We start from the raw sequence: 14,939 nt of genomic DNA on the forward strand, positions 1-14,939 counted from the left end.
CGAGCACTTCCGACGACGTCCATCAGGGACGGTCGTCTACCCATCTATGCATATATGCGCATGTGTTTATTCATCGTTCCATCCACCGTAGGGAGCACGATCATGACAACGACCGCCATCCGCGCCACCGGACTCACGAAGTCTTTCGGCGATCACACCGTCCTGGACGGGATCGACCTCGAGGTACCCGCAGGCAGCGTCTTTGCGCTGCTCGGTCCCAACGGATCGGGCAAAACGACCACGGTCAAGATCCTGTCCACGCTGTCGCACCCGGACGACGGGGAGGTGGAGATCGCCGGCCTCGATCCGCGCACCGACCGCACGGAGATCTGCGCACAGATCGGTCTGACCGGTCAGTTCGCCGCGGTCGACACACTGCTGACCGGACGAGAGAACCTCACCATGGTTGCCCGGTTGCGGCACCTGTCGAGGACGGCGGCCCGTGAACGGGTCGACCGACTGCTCGCCGACTTCGACCTCACCGAGGCCGCCGACCGTCGGGTCGCCGAGTACTCCGGCGGCATGACCAGGCGCCTCGACCTGGCCATGACGCTGGTGGGCGAACCAGCGATCATCTTTCTCGACGAGCCGACGACCGGACTCGACCCACGGTCTCGTCGCACGGTGTGGGACACCGTCCGCGGCCTTGTCGCCGGCGGCACGACCATCTTCCTCACCACGCAGTACCTGGAGGAGGCCGACCATCTCGCCGACCGCATTGCCGTGCTCGACCGGGGCCGAATCGTGGCCGAGGGCACGGCCGCCGAACTGAAACGACTCGTCCCCGGCGGGTACATCCGGATCAACTTCACCGACGCCGACGACCTCGAACGGGCGCGGGTCCGCTTCCCTTCGGCGGTGGACACCCCGGGCGAGAACACCCTCGCCGTGCCGGGGGGTGCCGGCATCGGCGCGGTCCGGGACGTCCTGTCCACCCTCGACGAAGCGAACATCGACGCCTCCGGGATCTCGGTGCACACACCGGATCTCGACGACGTCTTCCTCACGATCACCGGCCGCGCCGCCGCCACCAACTAAGGAGAAGCCATGACCACCACGCTCGACCACACCCTGTCGGACTCCGCTGTGATGGTGCGACGCAATCTGATCCGATTGCGGCGTTATCCCACCATGATGTTCTCGACGATCGCCATGCCGGTGGTGATCCTGCTGATGATGACCTACTTCTTCGGCGGTGCCATCGAGAGCGCACTGTCCGCGGACGGCCCGATCGACGGAAAGTACATCAACTATCTGCTGCCCGGCCTGCTCCTCTTCGTGCCGTCGTTCCTGACGGTGGCGGTGGCTGTCTCGGTCAACCAGGACGTCACCGAGGGCATCATCAACCGGTTGCGATCGCTGGCCACTCCGCCGACGGCGATCCTGGCAGGACACTTCGTCGGCGCCCTGATCCAGGGTGTCGTCGCGGTCTGCTTCCTGTTGGCGGTGGCCTTCGCACTCGGATTCCGCGCCGACGCAAGCCTTTTCGACTGGTTCGCGGCCGGCGGTCTACTCCTGCTGCTGACCGCGGGCCTGGTGTGGATCGCGGTTGCCATGGGCGTCGTCGCGCCGAACCCCGAGAGTGCCAGCAACATGCCCTTGCCGTTGCTGTTCCTGCCCTACCTGGGCAGTGGGCTGGTCCCGACCGACAGCATGCCGAACGGCGTCCGCCAGTTCGCCGAGTACCAGCCGTTCAGTCCGATCGCCGACACGCTTCGCGGACTCCTCATGGGTCTCGACATCAGCGATCGCTGGCCGTGGGCGCTGGGCTGGTGTGTGGTGTTCCTGGTCGTCGGTTACTTCTGGGCGGTCACCGCCTTCCGGCGGTCGACCAACGGCTGACTTCCGCCCGCCCCGGCACGTGTACGGCCACGCCGTACACGTTTCGGCGTTCGGACGCCTCAGCTACGTCGGGCCCGCAGGAACTCGGCCACCTCGTCGTAAACCGGGAGCAGGCCCGACTCACGTGCTTCGGAAAGCCCCGGCGCAGCGGTGTCCTTCGGGGAGAGTTCGAATTCCAGGGGTGAACCGTCGCGTGCCCGCGTCGGCCAGTCGATGGCGAGCTCGGGATCGAGCGGATTGATGCCGTGTTCACCGGTCGGGTTGTAACCGGTGGAGCAGAGGTAGGTCACGGTCGAGTTGTCGGCGAGGGCACAGAACGCGTGTCCGAGTCCCTCTGCGAGGTAGACCGCCCGGCGGTCGACATCGTCGAGCAGGACGGTGTCGTACGCACCGAAAGTGGGTGAGCCGACCCGGATGTCGACGATGACATCGAGGATCGCACCGCTGGGGCAGGTGACGTACTTGGCCTGTCCCGGCGGGACGTCGGCGAAGTGGACACCGCGGAGGACGCCGGCGGCCGACACCGAGAGATTCACCTGCGCGAGGTCGAAGCGGTGCCCGATGGCCTCGGCCAGCACATCGGCCTTGAACGCCTCCGCGAACAACCCCCGGGCGTCGCCGTGCTGGACCGGCGTGAACTCCCAGGCACCCTCGATGGCGAGTGGGCGGACCTTCATGAGAAGCCTTTCGCGTCAGAAACCCTTGCCACGCTGAAGGAGCTCCAGCAGGTAGTCACCGTAACCCGACTTGCGCAATGTGTCGGCCCGAGCCCGCAGCTCATCGTCGTTCAGATAACCCTGGCGCCAGGCGATCTCTTCCGGAACAGCGATTTTCAGCCCTTGCCGTTGTTCGACGGTGCGCACGAAGTTGCCGGCGTCGAGCAGGCTGTCGAACGTTCCGGTGTCGAGCCAGGCCGTCCCGCGGGGCAGCACGGTGACCGACAGCTTGCCGCGGTCGAGGTAGTGCGCGTTGACGTCGGTGATCTCATATTCGCCGCGGGCGCTGGGCTTCAGGTCACGGGCGATGTCGACGACGTCGTTGTCGTAGAAATACAGACCGGGCACCGCGAAGTTCGACTTCGGGTCGGCGGGCTTCTCTTCCAGCGAGATGGCGGTGCCGTCGGCGTCGAAGTCGACGACGCCGTAGGCCTCCGGGTTGGCCACCCAGTAGGCGAAGACCGCACCGCCGTCGAGGTTCTCGAAACCCTGCAGCCGGCTGCCGAGACCGGGGCCGTAGAAGATGTTGTCGCCGAGCACGAGTGCGACCGACTCGGTCCCGATGTGCTCGGCGCCGAGGACGAAGGCCTGGGCGAGGCCGTCGGGCGAGGGCTGGGTCTTGTAGGTCAGGTTGATGCCGAACTGGTCCCCGTTGCCGAGCAGGTTCTCGAAGGCCGGGGCGTCGTGCGGGGTGGTGATGATCAGGATGTCGCGGATGCCGGCCAGCATGAGCGTCGAGAGCGGGTAGTAGATCATCGGCTTGTCGTAGACCGGGACGAGCTGTTTGCTCACCCCCTGCGTGATGGGGTGAAGCCGGGTGCCCGTACCGCCGGCCAGGATGATCCCTTTCATGGCGATCAGGGTAATGCCCGACACCCTCCGCGACGCCAGGTGCGTCGTGCCACCATGCGTTCACCCGGGACGCCCGCACCGGCTGCTCGGTAGAGTGACGGCGTCCACCGACCTCGACGAAAGGCGTCGCACGTGCGTGTTCTCGTGACCGGGGGTGCCGGGTTCATCGGCGCCAACTTCGTGCTGCGCACGCTGGCCACCCGCCCCGACACCTCGATCCGGGTCCTGGACAAACTCACCTACGCCGCCAACCCCGACACCCTCGCCCCGGTCGCCGACCGCGTCGAACTCGTCGAGGGCGACATCACCGACGCCGCCCTCGTCGACCGCCTGGTCGCCGAGGCCGACCTCGTCGTGCACTTCGCCGCCGAATCCCACAACGACAACTCCCTGGCCGACCCGTCGGCCTTCGTCACCACCAACCTCGTGGGCACCTACACCCTGCTCGAAGCCGTCCGCACCCACCAGGTGCGCTACCACCACATCAGCACCGACGAGGTCTACGGCGACCTCGACCTCGACGACCCCGCCCGCTTCACCGAGACCACCGCCTACAACCCGTCGAGCCCCTACTCCTCGACCAAGGCCGGCAGCGACCTCCTCGTCCGCGCCTGGGTCCGCTCCTTCGGCGTCGCCGCGACCATCTCCAACTGCTCCAACAACTACGGCCCCTACCAGCACATCGAGAAGTTCATCCCCCGCCAGATCACCAACGTGCTCTCCGGCGTGCGCCCCAAGCTCTACGGCGACGGCCGCAACATCCGCGACTGGATCCACGTCGACGACCACAACGACGCCGTCTGGACCATCATCGACCGCGGCCGCATCGGTGAGACCTACCTCATCGGCGCCGACGGCGAAGTCGACAACCGCACCGTCGTGGAAACCATCCTCGAACTCCTCGACCAGCCCACCGACGCCTTCGACTTCGTCACCGACCGCCCCGGCCACGACCGCCGCTACGCCATCGACTCCACCCGCCTGCGCACCGAACTCGGCTGGACCCCCTCCTACCTCGACTTCCGCACCGGCCTGGCCGCCACCATCGACTGGTACCGCGACCACCCCGCCTGGTGGCAACCCACCAAAGAATCAGTCGAACAGAAATACGCCGCCACCGAACGCGTCACCGGCTGACACGACACGCGTGGCCGGTTCTCAGGGTCGCCGCATACGGTGGTGGTCATGCGCGTACTCGTGAGCGGCGGCGCGGGCTACATCGGCTCGCACACCGTCGTCCAATTGGTCTCCGCCGGACACGACGTGGTCATCGTCGACGATTTCAGCAATGCCAAACCGACTGTCGTCGGTCGGCTCGAGGCGCTGACCGAGCGTTCCATCCCGGTGCACGCCTTCGACCTCGCCGACGTCGACAAGACCGAACACTTCTTCGCCCACGAGGACATCGACGCGGTCATCCACTTCGCGGGGTACAAGGCGGTCGGCGAGTCGGTGGCCAAACCGCTCGACTACTACCAGAACAACCTCGGCACGACCTTCGCGCTGCTCCGCGCGATGGAGCGCCACGACGTGCACACGCTGGTGTTCTCGTCCTCGGCGACGGTCTACGGTGCCGAGCCCGAACTGCCGATGACCGAGGATCTGCCCACGTCGGCGACCAACCCGTACGGCTGGACCAAGGTGATGATCGAGCAGATCCTGCGCGACGTCGCCGCGAGTTCGGATCTGTGGCGTATCGCGGCGCTGCGCTACTTCAACCCCGTGGGCGCTCACCCGAGCGGGACGATCGGCGAGGACCCGTCGGGCATCCCCAACAACCTCATGCCGTTCGTCGCGCAGGTCGCGGTCGGCCGGCGCGAGAAGTTGTCGGTGTTCGGCGACGACTACGACACCCCGGACGGAACCGGTGTCCGCGACTACATCCACGTCGACGACCTGGCCGCGGGTCACGTCGCCGCGCTCGACCGGATCAGCACCGGAGGGGCCGGCATGTCGACGTGGAATCTCGGTACGGGCCAGGGCGTCTCGGTCCTCGAGGTCGTGCACGCGTTCGAGCGGGCCAGCGGCCGACCCATCCCCTACGAGGTCGCTCCCCGTCGTGCCGGTGACATCGCCGCGTCCTACGCCGACCCGACTCGGGCGAACGCCGACCTGGGCTGGCACGCCGACAAGACCATCGACGACATGTGCGCGGACACCTGGCGGTGGCAGTCGGGCAATCCGAAGGGGTACCCGGACGCCTGAGGCGGTCCCCGGCCCCCGCTCAGGCGGGCGTGTGCGGGTCGTCGGGGTCGACGATCTCGTCTGTCGCCCAGCCGATGTAGCGCCGGGCGGAGGTTTCGACGACGCCGCGGGCGTCGTGGTCGATCACGACGCCGAACGCGTCGTAGAGCCGGTCGAACCGGAGTTCACCGATACGGTCGACGATCTGGCGGACGAGCCGCGGCGACAGCGGAATCATGTTCGGGTAGCTGCGCATGAAGGTGACCATGCCCGGTTGCATCACGCCCTTGACGGTGTCACCGGTCAGGATCGCGCCCCGCCCGTTCGCGGCGTGGGGTAGGTGGAGGACCGCGCTCCCGGGAAAGTGCCCACCGCACCGGACGAGTCGCACCCCGCCGGGAAGATCAGCCGTGTCGGTCCACAATTCGATCACCGGGTCCGGGCGGGTTACCCAGCGTCGGTCGAAGTCGTTGTAGTACACCGGCACCCGACCGAATCGATGACTGAGCGACACACTCGCGCCGACGAGGTGCGGGTGGCTGGCGGCGACGGCGGCGAGCCCGCCGTGCCGTTCGAGCCACTCGACCAGCGCGGGCCCGATGAACCCCGGTGGCTCCCACAGGATGTTCCCGTCGGACGTGGCGATCACGAAGCCGCGCTGCCCGATCCCGACCGACGGACGCACCGTCAGCGCGGTCAGGCCGGATTCCACCTCGTCGGTGGTCAGTGCGTTGTCGGCGGTCTCGTCCAACGGCATGAAACCCGGTCCGCTCTCCGGGAGCCACTGCCGGTCGTCGTCGCAGATCGGGCACATCGCGGGCGGGGTCTCGCCCGGCGGGAACTCGTTGGCGCAGAAGACACACATCCAGGGCCGCATGTGTCGACGCTAGCCCCTGCTCGTGACCACTGACCCCCCTTCCGCTCCCTGAGGTGCCGGCGGCATCCCCTCTGCTCCCTGAGGTGCCGGCGGCATCCCCTCTGCTCCCTGAGGTGCCAGCGGCGTCCTCTCTGCTCCCTGAGGTGCGAGCGAAGCGAGCCACGAAGGGCGTGGTGACGTGCCTCGCCGGCCCTTCGAGGCTCGTCGCTTGCGCTCCTCGCACCTCAGGGAGCAGAGGGGGGTCGCTTCTTTCGGGTTAGGGGAGCAGGGAGCGGAGGGGGGTCGCTTCTTTCGGGTTCGAGGAGCAGCGAGCAGGACGATCAGGGCGCGGGCGGCGGATAGACCAGGTCGTTGACGCGGTAGATCACGGCGTCGCCGCGGCGGAACACCTCGGTCAGTCCGGGCGCACCGTTCTGCCGTAGCGACAGGAACGGGTCCCCCTGGTGACCCCGCGAGGGATCGGGCATGCCGCGCTGGAACTCCCAGTAGCTCGGCGGCGAGTCGATGACGTAGTGCACGTTCATGTCTCGCACGATCTGGTCGATCGCCGGGTCGGCGCCGATCTTCGACACACCCCAGAACACGTCGCGCTGCCGCTCCGAGAACTCGTTGGCCCGATAGAACGGGAACATGGGTGTGACCCCGGTGACCGGGTAGAGCCAGCCGGTCCCCTGGTCGAGGTTGTTCAGGACGAGCACGTCCTGGGCATCGGGTTGCGACGCCAGCCATGCGTAGGCGGCGAGGTCGTCGGGGCCGACGTACTTGCCGCCCCGCTCCTTCGACGCGATCTGCGCATTCGGCGGATAGCGGACGACGGCGGCGCCGGCGATCAGCGCCAGCAGCACCACATACGTCGCGGCCACCACCCAGCCCGCCTTCCCCGACGTCGTCTCGCCCGGTTCCCGGCCCTCGGCCTGACCGGACACCGCGCGGCGTCGGACGAAGCCGGCCACGCCCAGCGCGAGAGCGCCGATCGCCACACCGGCGGCCGCCGCCGAGATGATCGCGACGACGAACGTGAGGCGATGCGGCGAGTTGTAGAAGTACCCGCCGATCACCCCGAGGGGCGCCGACAGCGGGCCGAGAGACACCATGGCGTTGGCGGTGACCAGCGCGAACACGAACCACGCGGCGAGCCCGGCCCAGCACCGCGACCAGGCCAGCGCGATCAGGCCCAGCAGGGTGACGGCGATCAGCGGCCACACCGGGAAGTGGTCGAGTTCGAGCGGGATCGTCCCGTTGAACGCACCTTTGACAAGTCCGTCGAGCACGCCGATCGTGTCCTCGCGGAAGTCGAAGAACGGGAGCTCGTTGGTGTCGGCGACCCGGATGGTACCCAGCACCACCGGCGCGATGAGGACCAGTGTCAGCACGGCCGTCACCGCCAGGGCCGCAAGGTCGCGCAGGCGCCCGGCAACCGGACGCCACAGACCCTCGCACAGCCACCATAGGCCGACGATCACGCCGACGACGATGAGACCGGACGGGTGCGTGGCGGTCACACCGGCAACGGCAAGCGCGGCGGGCAACACACGGGAGCGGTCCGAGACGACGCTCATCACGAGCACGGCGGCCACCGGCGCCAGGCTGACGCCCACCGCATTGGGCACGGAGGTCAGCTGGATCTCGACGTACGGCAGCGACGGGAACAGCGCGCTCAGCGCTCCCGCCGTGCCGGCGATGAAGGCGGCCGAGTCGACGTCGTAGCGGTGCCGCGCGAACCAGTAGGCCAGCGACGCGACGCCGAGCGGCACGGTTACCGCAAGCACCGCAGGCGAATAGGTGTTGTAGAGCTCCACCGGGTCGACGCCGGTCAGCGGAAACAGCAGCGCGCCCAGCGCATGCCAGGTGTTCGGGTAGTAGTTGAAGCCCTGGGTGTCGTAGTTCATCAGCTCGCCCATACGCATGGCCGAGCCGATGCCCGTCTCGTGGATCCAGCGCAGAGAACTGGCGTGCCACAACGAGTCCCACACCTGCGAGATGTTGCCGAGACCCGCGAACGCGGTGTTCACGATCGGCCGGATACAGGTGACGGCGATGACGATGCCCCCGAGTGCGAGGCCCGCGGCGACCCGCAGCACCGCCGTGCGGCCCACCCGGTGTTCACCGGTGTCCTCGGATGGCGGCGCCAGCCGTCTACCCCGGCGCGTGAGCAGCAGCGCCGAATAGATCCAGGCGCCGGCGACCGCGAAGACCAGGCCGACGAGCGCCGACACCCCGTTCCACTCGAAACCGACGATCGAGTACAGCACCGTCAGGATCGAGACGAGAGCGAAGGTGATGGGCGGGCCGGCGGCCAGCGCGACCGGCCACGGGAGGTTCATCCGCCGGCCGACGAGCGCGCCCGGCACGATCAGCACGAGCGCCGACACCACGACGACCCATGCCCCAAGCATCATCGCCCGCGCCTTTCCACACTCACCCGCTGCACTCCCCGTCGCACCGTCGACCACACCGCCTGCGGTGGCCGACCAAACTCCCAGCAGGGTACCGGGTGGTTGCGCGGCGGTGCCGGGTCACCGCGCCCGGGCGGCCCCGAGGTCTGCGGTCGCGAGCGGGGCATGCGGGTCGACCGCGGCGTCCGGCCCGTGGCGTCGATGCCCGACGAGTGTCACCGCCAAGCACACGACGGCGGCGACGGCCCCGAACCCGAACATCATCGGATACGAGATCCCCACCCACGTCTCCGAGATCCACGCCAGCACCGCAGGCACGGCGAAGCCCAGGTAGGTCACGCCGTAGTAGACCGCCGTGAGACCGGCGAGGTCGTCGGGGCCGGCGATGCGCTGCACCTCCAGGAGACCGGCGATCATCGCCATGCCGTAGCCACAGCCGAGCACCGTCGACGCCAGGAGCGCGACCCAGACGGTCAGCACGTGGGCGGCCACCGCCGCCAGGACCATTCCGACCACGAGCACCACCAGGGCGACGACGACTCCGCGGATACTCCCCGGCCGGTCGATCCGCCGCCCCAGCGACTGGATGCCGAAACCGGCGGTCAGACCGACCACGCAGCACAGGCCGGCGAACGCGATCGGCGCTCCCGCGGTGCGCGCGGACATGAGGGCGGGGACGATCGCATAGCCCGACGCCGCGGCACCGAACACCCAGGGTGCGAGCGGCATCACGACGACCAGGAAACGACGATGACCTGCGGACGGGATGCGCAGGTCGTCGCGCAGACGCCCCGGAGAAGCCTGCCGGGCACGCGTTTCCGGCACCAGCACGATCAGGTTCGCCGCCACGACCGCGACGCCGATGTTGATCAGATAGGGCAGGACGTGCGGCCAGGGTCCCCATTGCGCGAGCACACCGGCCACTCCCGCCCCGACGCCGAAACCGGCGGTGAGGCTCATCGCCGCGCGACCGGCACCGGCCCCGGTCCGCGCGCCGTCGCGGTCGGAGAGCTCCTTGATCCAGCTCCCGCCGACGGCCATCGACAGACCCAGCGCGATCCCGCTGCACACGCGCCCTGCGGTGAGCAGCGCCACCGACTCCGATCCTGCGGCCAGCAGGCCCGAACCGACGGCCGCGAACAGCGGGGCGGGCAGCATGAGTGGTCGTCGACCCAGCCGGTCCGACAGCGGACCACCGATCAGCAGAGCGGGCACGATGCCCAGCACGTAGGCGAACAGCAGCGCGTCGACGACCACCGGTGACAGATCGGTGATCTGGCGGTACATCACCAGCAGCGGCGTGAACTCGTTGCCGCCCCACGCGGTGGCGAACACGGCGAGCGCGACGGCGGGCCATCCGAAGCGCGCGCGGCCGGCGCTCACGCCCGTGCCCCGGGGAGGTCGTGTCCGGGTAGATCGTGGACCGCGACGAGGTGGCCGGCGAGCAGCTCGTCGAAGCGGTCGGCATCGGCGGACTCGACGGCGTCGAGGAGCGCGAGGTGGTCGTCGAGGATTCGGGCGGCGACGGCGGCGTCCCGGTGGACCGAGGCCGTCGTCATCCGACGATGGCGCTCCCCCAACGTCGTGTAGAAGTCGGAGAGCAACGGATTGTCGCCGGCTGCGGCGATCAGCTGATGGAACTCGGCGTCGATCCGCGCGAACTGCCGGATGTCAGCGGCGTCTGCTCTGCGATGCGCGGTCAGGTTGTCGCGCAGACTCCGCACGAGTGCGGCGGTCGCGGCCGGGCGCGCGACCACCGACTGGACCGCGTGCCGTTCGAGGAGGAGCCGAGCGTCGACGACGTCCCGGATCTCGCGCTCGCCGATCGGCACCACGAGCGCCCCGCGCTTGGGGTAGAGGCGCATCCAGCCCTCTGTCTCCAGACGCAGGAATGCCTCGCGCACCGGAGTGCGGCTCACAGAGCACCTCGCAGCGATCTCGCCCTCGCTGATCAGCTCACCGCCGGCAATCTCGTTTGTGAGTATTTGCTCTTTGACCTCGGCGTATACCCGCTCAGCAGCAGATTCGGTGGTCGCATGCAACATAGACACAAGTTGTACCTTACCAATGACCATTGGGTGGTCTACCTGGCCCGACCCACCTATCGGCACAATCCCAGACGGTGAGACACTTAATCCGGCCGTAACGAGCGTCACCCCGCTCACACGAGCCCGACCCGCGTCCGCTGAGTCCACCCGCTCGCGTCGATGCGGATCACTTCTAGCTCGCGGGCAGCGTGGCCGGCGAGACGATGCAACCCGCATATTTCGCGGCATTCCAGGAGGACCCGTGACGAGCACGGAGGACACACGTATGGGTGAGACCCCCTACACCGAACCCACGATCGCCGATCACCCCATCACCGATGAAGAGATCTTCTTGGCGCACGTCGGCGGCAAGCTCTCGGTGGAGTTGCGCGCCCCCATCGACACGCAGCGCGACCTGTCGATCGCCTACACCCCGGGCGTGGCCCAGGTGTCGCGCGCGATCGACACCGACGCCACCCTGGTGAACAAGTACACGTGGACCGACCGGCTGGTGGCCGTCGTCAGCGACGGATCGGCAGTTCTGGGACTCGGCGACATCGGACCGCGCGCTTCGCTGCCGGTCATGGAGGGCAAGTCCGCACTCTTCCGTAGCTTCGCCGGACTCAACTCGATCCCGATCGTCCTCGACACCCAGGACCCCGACGAGATCGTCGAGACCCTCATCCGGCTGCGTCCGAGCTTCGGCGCCGTGAACCTCGAGGACATCTCCGCGCCCCGATGCTTCGAGATCGAGCGTCGAGTCATCGAGGCCCTCGACTGCCCGGTCATGCACGACGACCAGCACGGCACCGCGATCGTCGTACTCGCCGCCCTCAAGGGTGCGACGACCCACCTCGGCCGCGACCTCGCCGGCCTGAAGGTCGTGATCTCGGGCGCCGGCGCCGCGGGCGTCGCCTGCGCGAACATCCTGCTGGCAGTGGGCATCTCCGACGTCGTGGTGCTGGACTCCAAGGGCATCGTGTCCCAGGGACGGGACGGACTGAACGAGTCGAAGAGCGAACTGGCCTCCCGCACCAACCCGCGCGGACTGACCGGCGGCGCGGTCGAGGCCCTCGCCGGCGCCGACGTCTTCATCGGTGTCTCAGCGGGACTCATCCCCGAAGAGCTCATCGCGTCGATGAACGACGATTCGATCGTCTTCGCGCTGTCGAACCCCGACCCGGAGATCCATCCGGAGGCCGCGGCCAAGTACGCCGCGATCGTCGCGACCGGCCGCAGCGACTTCCCGAACCAGATCAACAACGTGCTCGCGTTCCCCGGCGTCTTCAAGGGTGCCCTCGACGCAGGCGCACGCCGCATCAGCGAGGGTATGAAGATCGCTGCGGCAGAGGCCATCTTCTCGGTCGTCGCCGACGACCTGCGCGCCGATCGCATCGTGCCCAGCCCGCTCGACGACCGGGTCGCCCCGGCCGTCGCGGCTGCTGTCGCCGAGGTCGCCCGCGCGGAGGGGCACTGCTCGTAGTCGCTCAGCACTGACTGCCAGACCTCAACTCGACTGCCAGACTTCGATCGAAGTCTGGCAGTCGAGTTGAGGTCCATTGGTCAGAGAGGGCTCAATAGTTCTGGTCCTGCCAGGTGCACAGGCACACCTCGTTGCCCTCGGCGTCGGCGAGCACCCAGAAGGCCGGTGCGTACTCGTCGGTGAGCAGTTGTCCGCCGGCGGTGATCGCGGCTTGCAGACGCTCGTGGAGTTCGTCGGTCGGAATCCACAGGTCGACGTGCATGCGGTTGCGTTGCGGGCGAGGCTCATCCATCTGCTGGAACCAGACGCTGGGCAGTCGGCCGGCGGGGTCGACGAGGTCGACGGGTTCGCGCTCGCTGGCGTCGCCGTAACCCAGCACCGCTTTCCAGAACGGCCGGATGGCCGGGATGTCGAGGGCGTCGATGGCCAGGTTGAACTGCGTGACGGGTGCGGACGCAGGTTCGAGGCCGAGGTCCGCGGCGATGCCGGTGATCCGGTTCGCCAGCGCGACATCGGCTTCGGTGAGCTGATGCGCACTGTGCGTGGTGAGCACGAGATGCACTGTCCCGTAACGCAGATCGATGTCGGGGTGGTGGTTCGCTTCCTCGGCGGCGTCGATGATCTTCGCGACGAACTCACCGCCGCGCACCATCGAGCCGGTGTTGTAGGCGGCGACCAGCCTGTCGGCGATGACGCGCCAGGGATCGGCCACCATCTCGGCAGCCTGGGCGGTGGTGAGCGGTGAGCGGGTTGAGCCGGTCATACCGCCCCATGCTGCCCGCTTCATCGGCTTTACGAAAGGGTGCGCGCGGTTCAGCTTCGATTGGTGGTCGCCGCGGCAAGTGTTGCGATCGCTTGGTGTGTCGCCGGAAGGAACCCGCGGCGCGCATCCTGATCGAGGGCGGTACCCGCGCCGATGACGGGGTCGTAGTCGAGGCCGATCACGCCGCCGACTGCCCCGGACACCACATTGACCAGCATGTCGGCGAGTCCGTCGTCGTGGGTGGTCGGCATTTGCGAGGAGATGACGACGATCGTCTTCTCGAGTACGCCTGCCCGGTCCCATTCGGCGAAGACGACGCGGGCGCGGTTGAGCAGGTCGGGTCGCGCCGCGATGACGAGAACCGGGGTGAGGTTCGGGAGGTCGTCTTCGGCGAGCTCGGGCAGCAGCGTGAGCGGATGGGCACCCGCGTCGACAACGGGAACCGCGCCCTGCCGCCACGTTTCGACGACGGCATCGGTGGCCGTCGCATCGTCAGGCGGAAGCCACAGGCCGGTCCCCGACGCCGTGCGGAGCAGTTCCTGATTCCCCGAACCACGCAGTCGCAGCTCGATGTCGCAATCGTTGCCCGAGGCGTCCACCCACCATGAGAGCAACCCGAGCGTCGACGACGCCCGATGCTCGGCAAGCAGCGCCGAAACAACCGACGTCCCAACGCCACCGGCTGTCCCGCACACGACGACGGCCCGCTCGGCCCAGGCCTGCGGGTCGCCGTCGCGTGGGATGGTTGGGTTGGTCATCTGGGGTCAGGGAACGAGCATGTGGAATCCGACGAGTCCACCGGTCGGTGTCCGAACTGGGTTGTTGATGGCGTAGGTCGTGATTCCGACCGTCGCCGGCCCCGACCCGGTCGGGACATCCCATGCCTTCTTTGATCCGGGGCGGGTGCCGAACGTCGCCGGCACCCACTTGTGCAGCGCGTAACCCCGGATGCTGGTATACGTCGTTTGAAATAGCACGCGGCAGTTCGGGTTCCGCTTCCAGCTCGCACCTTCTCCAACAAAACCAGCGGACCGTGCAGTGACCCGGACAACGCCACGCTTGTTCTGCGGTGTACGGATCGTCACGTTGACGGTCCCGCGGCAGTAGGAATGGTCGCCCATCGTGCCCAAGTTGTTGCCGTAGAGCGCGATGTTCGGAATCGGCGCAGCAGTCGCCTGACCGACACCAGACACCATCGCCGCCGCGAATGCGGCCAGCAAAACCACAATAGCCAGTTTCTTCACGTCCAACTCTCCGTCGCTAGGACTATTCTGCTTCTCGTCGGAATTGCGCGCCTCGCAGCAAGCAGCGCCCGTCGAAGGGCATGCAACTCGCCCAGGGCCTTTGGCTGTAACGCTCGATTTCAGGGAACGAGAACGTAGTAACTGACCCCTCGCGAGTAGATCTGACGGAATCCGCTATTGGGCGCATACGTCCGAGTCTCAATTGCCACTGGGCCCGAGCCCGTGTGCACGTCTTGCACCACTCTGGTTCCGGGTTTTGGTCCGAATGCGACGTTGGAGTACTTCGGCACGAGATACCCACGTGCGCTAATGAACTCGGTGCCAAGAACCATGCGGCACACTGGATTTCTTCTCCACCCAGGCCCGTCTCCAGTGAATCCATGGGAAGTTGCAGTCACGCGGACTACACCTTTCTTGCCTTTCGGAACCGAAAGCCGGACGTTGATAGCTCCCCGGCAAAATGAGTGGTTCCCGATCGTCCCAAAGTTGTCACCCAGCACCGCGAACTGAAGTGGGAGTGGTGCAGACTGTGAACTTCCAGTCCCTGCAAAGGTG

General features: G+C 67.6%; 14 protein-coding genes. 5 read left to right on the forward strand and 9 right to left on the reverse strand.

Going from position 1 to position 14,939, the window contains the following annotated elements; translation table 11 throughout:
• Positions 1 to 102: 102 nt before the first annotated feature.
• Together AB4Z55_RS25140 and AB4Z55_RS25145 are read left to right on the forward strand one after the other, a co-directional pair.
• A complete protein-coding gene (locus tag AB4Z55_RS25140; protein WP_369520873.1) occupies positions 103 to 1,038 on the forward strand; it encodes an ABC transporter ATP-binding protein in 936 nt (311 codons plus the stop codon).
• A 9-nt stretch (positions 1,039 to 1,047) separates the two neighbouring features.
• A complete protein-coding gene (locus AB4Z55_RS25145; protein WP_004023613.1) occupies positions 1,048 to 1,842 on the forward strand; it encodes an ABC transporter permease in 795 nt (264 codons plus the stop codon).
• Positions 1,843 to 1,901: 59 nt separating this feature from the next.
• Here the strand turns inward: AB4Z55_RS25145 and AB4Z55_RS25150 are convergent, their stop codons facing one another.
• Both AB4Z55_RS25150 and rfbA read right to left on the reverse strand, forming a co-directional pair.
• Positions 1,902 to 2,519 (reverse strand): dTDP-4-dehydrorhamnose 3,5-epimerase family protein, encoded by a 618-nt coding sequence (locus AB4Z55_RS25150; RefSeq protein ID WP_004023614.1) that lies wholly within the window; start codon positions 2,517 to 2,519, stop codon positions 1,902 to 1,904.
• 15 nt (positions 2,520 to 2,534) lie between these two features.
• Positions 2,535 to 3,410 (reverse strand): glucose-1-phosphate thymidylyltransferase RfbA, encoded by an 876-nt coding sequence (rfbA, locus tag AB4Z55_RS25155; protein ID WP_369520874.1) that lies wholly within the window; start codon positions 3,408 to 3,410, stop codon positions 2,535 to 2,537.
• A gap of 132 nt (positions 3,411 to 3,542) precedes the next feature.
• On the opposite strand from rfbA, the gene rfbB reads away from it, so the two are divergent.
• Positions 3,543 to 4,547, forward strand: a complete 1,005-nt coding sequence (rfbB, locus tag AB4Z55_RS25160; RefSeq protein ID WP_369520875.1) for a dTDP-glucose 4,6-dehydratase — start codon at positions 3,543 to 3,545, stop codon at positions 4,545 to 4,547.
• A 48-nt stretch (positions 4,548 to 4,595) separates the two neighbouring features.
• Positions 4,596 to 5,615, forward strand: coding sequence for a UDP-glucose 4-epimerase GalE (gene galE, locus AB4Z55_RS25165; RefSeq protein WP_004022136.1), 1,020 nt, complete (start codon positions 4,596 to 4,598; stop codon positions 5,613 to 5,615).
• A 19-nt stretch (positions 5,616 to 5,634) separates the two neighbouring features.
• Here the strand turns inward: galE and AB4Z55_RS25170 are convergent, their stop codons facing one another.
• From AB4Z55_RS25170 to AB4Z55_RS25185, 4 genes are all read right to left on the reverse strand, one after another.
• Positions 5,635 to 6,471: a hydrolase gene (locus tag AB4Z55_RS25170; protein WP_369520876.1), complete on the reverse strand. Its 837-nt coding sequence runs from the start codon at positions 6,469 to 6,471 to the stop codon at positions 5,635 to 5,637.
• Between the two features lie 320 nt (positions 6,472 to 6,791).
• Positions 6,792 to 8,870 (reverse strand): DUF6541 family protein, encoded by a 2,079-nt coding sequence (locus AB4Z55_RS25175; protein ID WP_354561358.1) that lies wholly within the window; start codon positions 8,868 to 8,870, stop codon positions 6,792 to 6,794.
• A 117-nt stretch (positions 8,871 to 8,987) separates the two neighbouring features.
• Entirely contained in the window at positions 8,988 to 10,250 is a 1,263-nt protein-coding gene (locus AB4Z55_RS25180) for an MFS transporter (RefSeq protein WP_354561359.1), read from the reverse strand.
• Positions 10,247 to 10,912: a GntR family transcriptional regulator gene (locus tag AB4Z55_RS25185; RefSeq protein ID WP_354561660.1), complete on the reverse strand. Its 666-nt coding sequence runs from the start codon at positions 10,910 to 10,912 to the stop codon at positions 10,247 to 10,249. The genes AB4Z55_RS25180 and AB4Z55_RS25185 overlap by 4 nt, the downstream gene beginning before the upstream one ends.
• Positions 10,913 to 11,180: 268 nt before the next feature.
• Between AB4Z55_RS25185 and AB4Z55_RS25190 the strand changes: the two genes are divergently transcribed.
• Positions 11,181 to 12,377, forward strand: coding sequence for an NADP-dependent malic enzyme (locus tag AB4Z55_RS25190; RefSeq protein WP_033204498.1), 1,197 nt, complete (start codon positions 11,181 to 11,183; stop codon positions 12,375 to 12,377).
• Between the two features lie 91 nt (positions 12,378 to 12,468).
• On the opposite strand, the gene AB4Z55_RS25195 is transcribed toward AB4Z55_RS25190, so the two are convergent.
• The 3 genes from AB4Z55_RS25195 to AB4Z55_RS25205 are packed head-to-tail and all read right to left on the reverse strand — an operon-like array spanning position 12,469 to position 14,390.
• Positions 12,469 to 13,140 (reverse strand): VOC family protein, encoded by a 672-nt coding sequence (locus tag AB4Z55_RS25195; protein WP_369520877.1) that lies wholly within the window; start codon positions 13,138 to 13,140, stop codon positions 12,469 to 12,471.
• A 50-nt stretch (positions 13,141 to 13,190) separates the two neighbouring features.
• Positions 13,191 to 13,898, reverse strand: a complete 708-nt coding sequence (locus AB4Z55_RS25200) for a hypothetical protein (protein ID WP_369520878.1) — start codon at positions 13,896 to 13,898, stop codon at positions 13,191 to 13,193.
• A 6-nt stretch (positions 13,899 to 13,904) separates the two neighbouring features.
• The gene (locus AB4Z55_RS25205; protein WP_369520879.1) at positions 13,905 to 14,390 is read right to left on the reverse strand and encodes an enoyl-CoA hydratase; all 486 of its coding nucleotides are present in this window, start codon (positions 14,388 to 14,390) and stop codon (positions 13,905 to 13,907) included.
• Positions 14,391 to 14,939 lie beyond the last annotated feature (549 nt).

Source organism: Gordonia sp. ABKF26, from assembly GCF_041103195.1.
GTDB lineage: Bacteria > Actinomycetota > Actinomycetes > Mycobacteriales > Mycobacteriaceae > Gordonia > Gordonia terrae.

What these genes read in the sequence shown, in the direction of transcription:
- AB4Z55_RS25140 (WP_369520873.1), top strand. Translation starts at nt 103, where the DNA reads ATGACAACGACCGCCATCCGCGCCACCGGACTCACGAAGTCTTTCGGC.
- rfbA (WP_369520874.1), bottom strand. Translation starts at nt 3,410, where the DNA reads ATGAAAGGGATCATCCTGGCCGGCGGTACGGGCACCCGGCTTCACCCC.
- AB4Z55_RS25200 (WP_369520878.1), bottom strand. Translation starts at nt 13,898, where the DNA reads ATGACCAACCCAACCATCCCACGCGACGGCGACCCGCAGGCCTGGGCC.
- AB4Z55_RS25170 (WP_369520876.1), bottom strand. Translation starts at nt 6,471, where the DNA reads ATGCGGCCCTGGATGTGTGTCTTCTGCGCCAACGAGTTCCCGCCGGGC.
- AB4Z55_RS25195 (WP_369520877.1), bottom strand. Translation starts at nt 13,140, where the DNA reads ATGACCGGCTCAACCCGCTCACCGCTCACCACCGCCCAGGCTGCCGAG.
- AB4Z55_RS25185 (WP_354561660.1), bottom strand. Translation starts at nt 10,912, where the DNA reads ATGTTGCATGCGACCACCGAATCTGCTGCTGAGCGGGTATACGCCGAG.
- galE (WP_004022136.1), top strand. Translation starts at nt 4,596, where the DNA reads ATGCGCGTACTCGTGAGCGGCGGCGCGGGCTACATCGGCTCGCACACC.
- AB4Z55_RS25190 (WP_033204498.1), top strand. Translation starts at nt 11,181, where the DNA reads ATGGGTGAGACCCCCTACACCGAACCCACGATCGCCGATCACCCCATC.
- AB4Z55_RS25145 (WP_004023613.1), top strand. Translation starts at nt 1,048, where the DNA reads ATGACCACCACGCTCGACCACACCCTGTCGGACTCCGCTGTGATGGTG.
- AB4Z55_RS25150 (WP_004023614.1), bottom strand. Translation starts at nt 2,519, where the DNA reads ATGAAGGTCCGCCCACTCGCCATCGAGGGTGCCTGGGAGTTCACGCCG.
- AB4Z55_RS25175 (WP_354561358.1), bottom strand. Translation starts at nt 8,870, where the DNA reads ATGATGCTTGGGGCATGGGTCGTCGTGGTGTCGGCGCTCGTGCTGATC.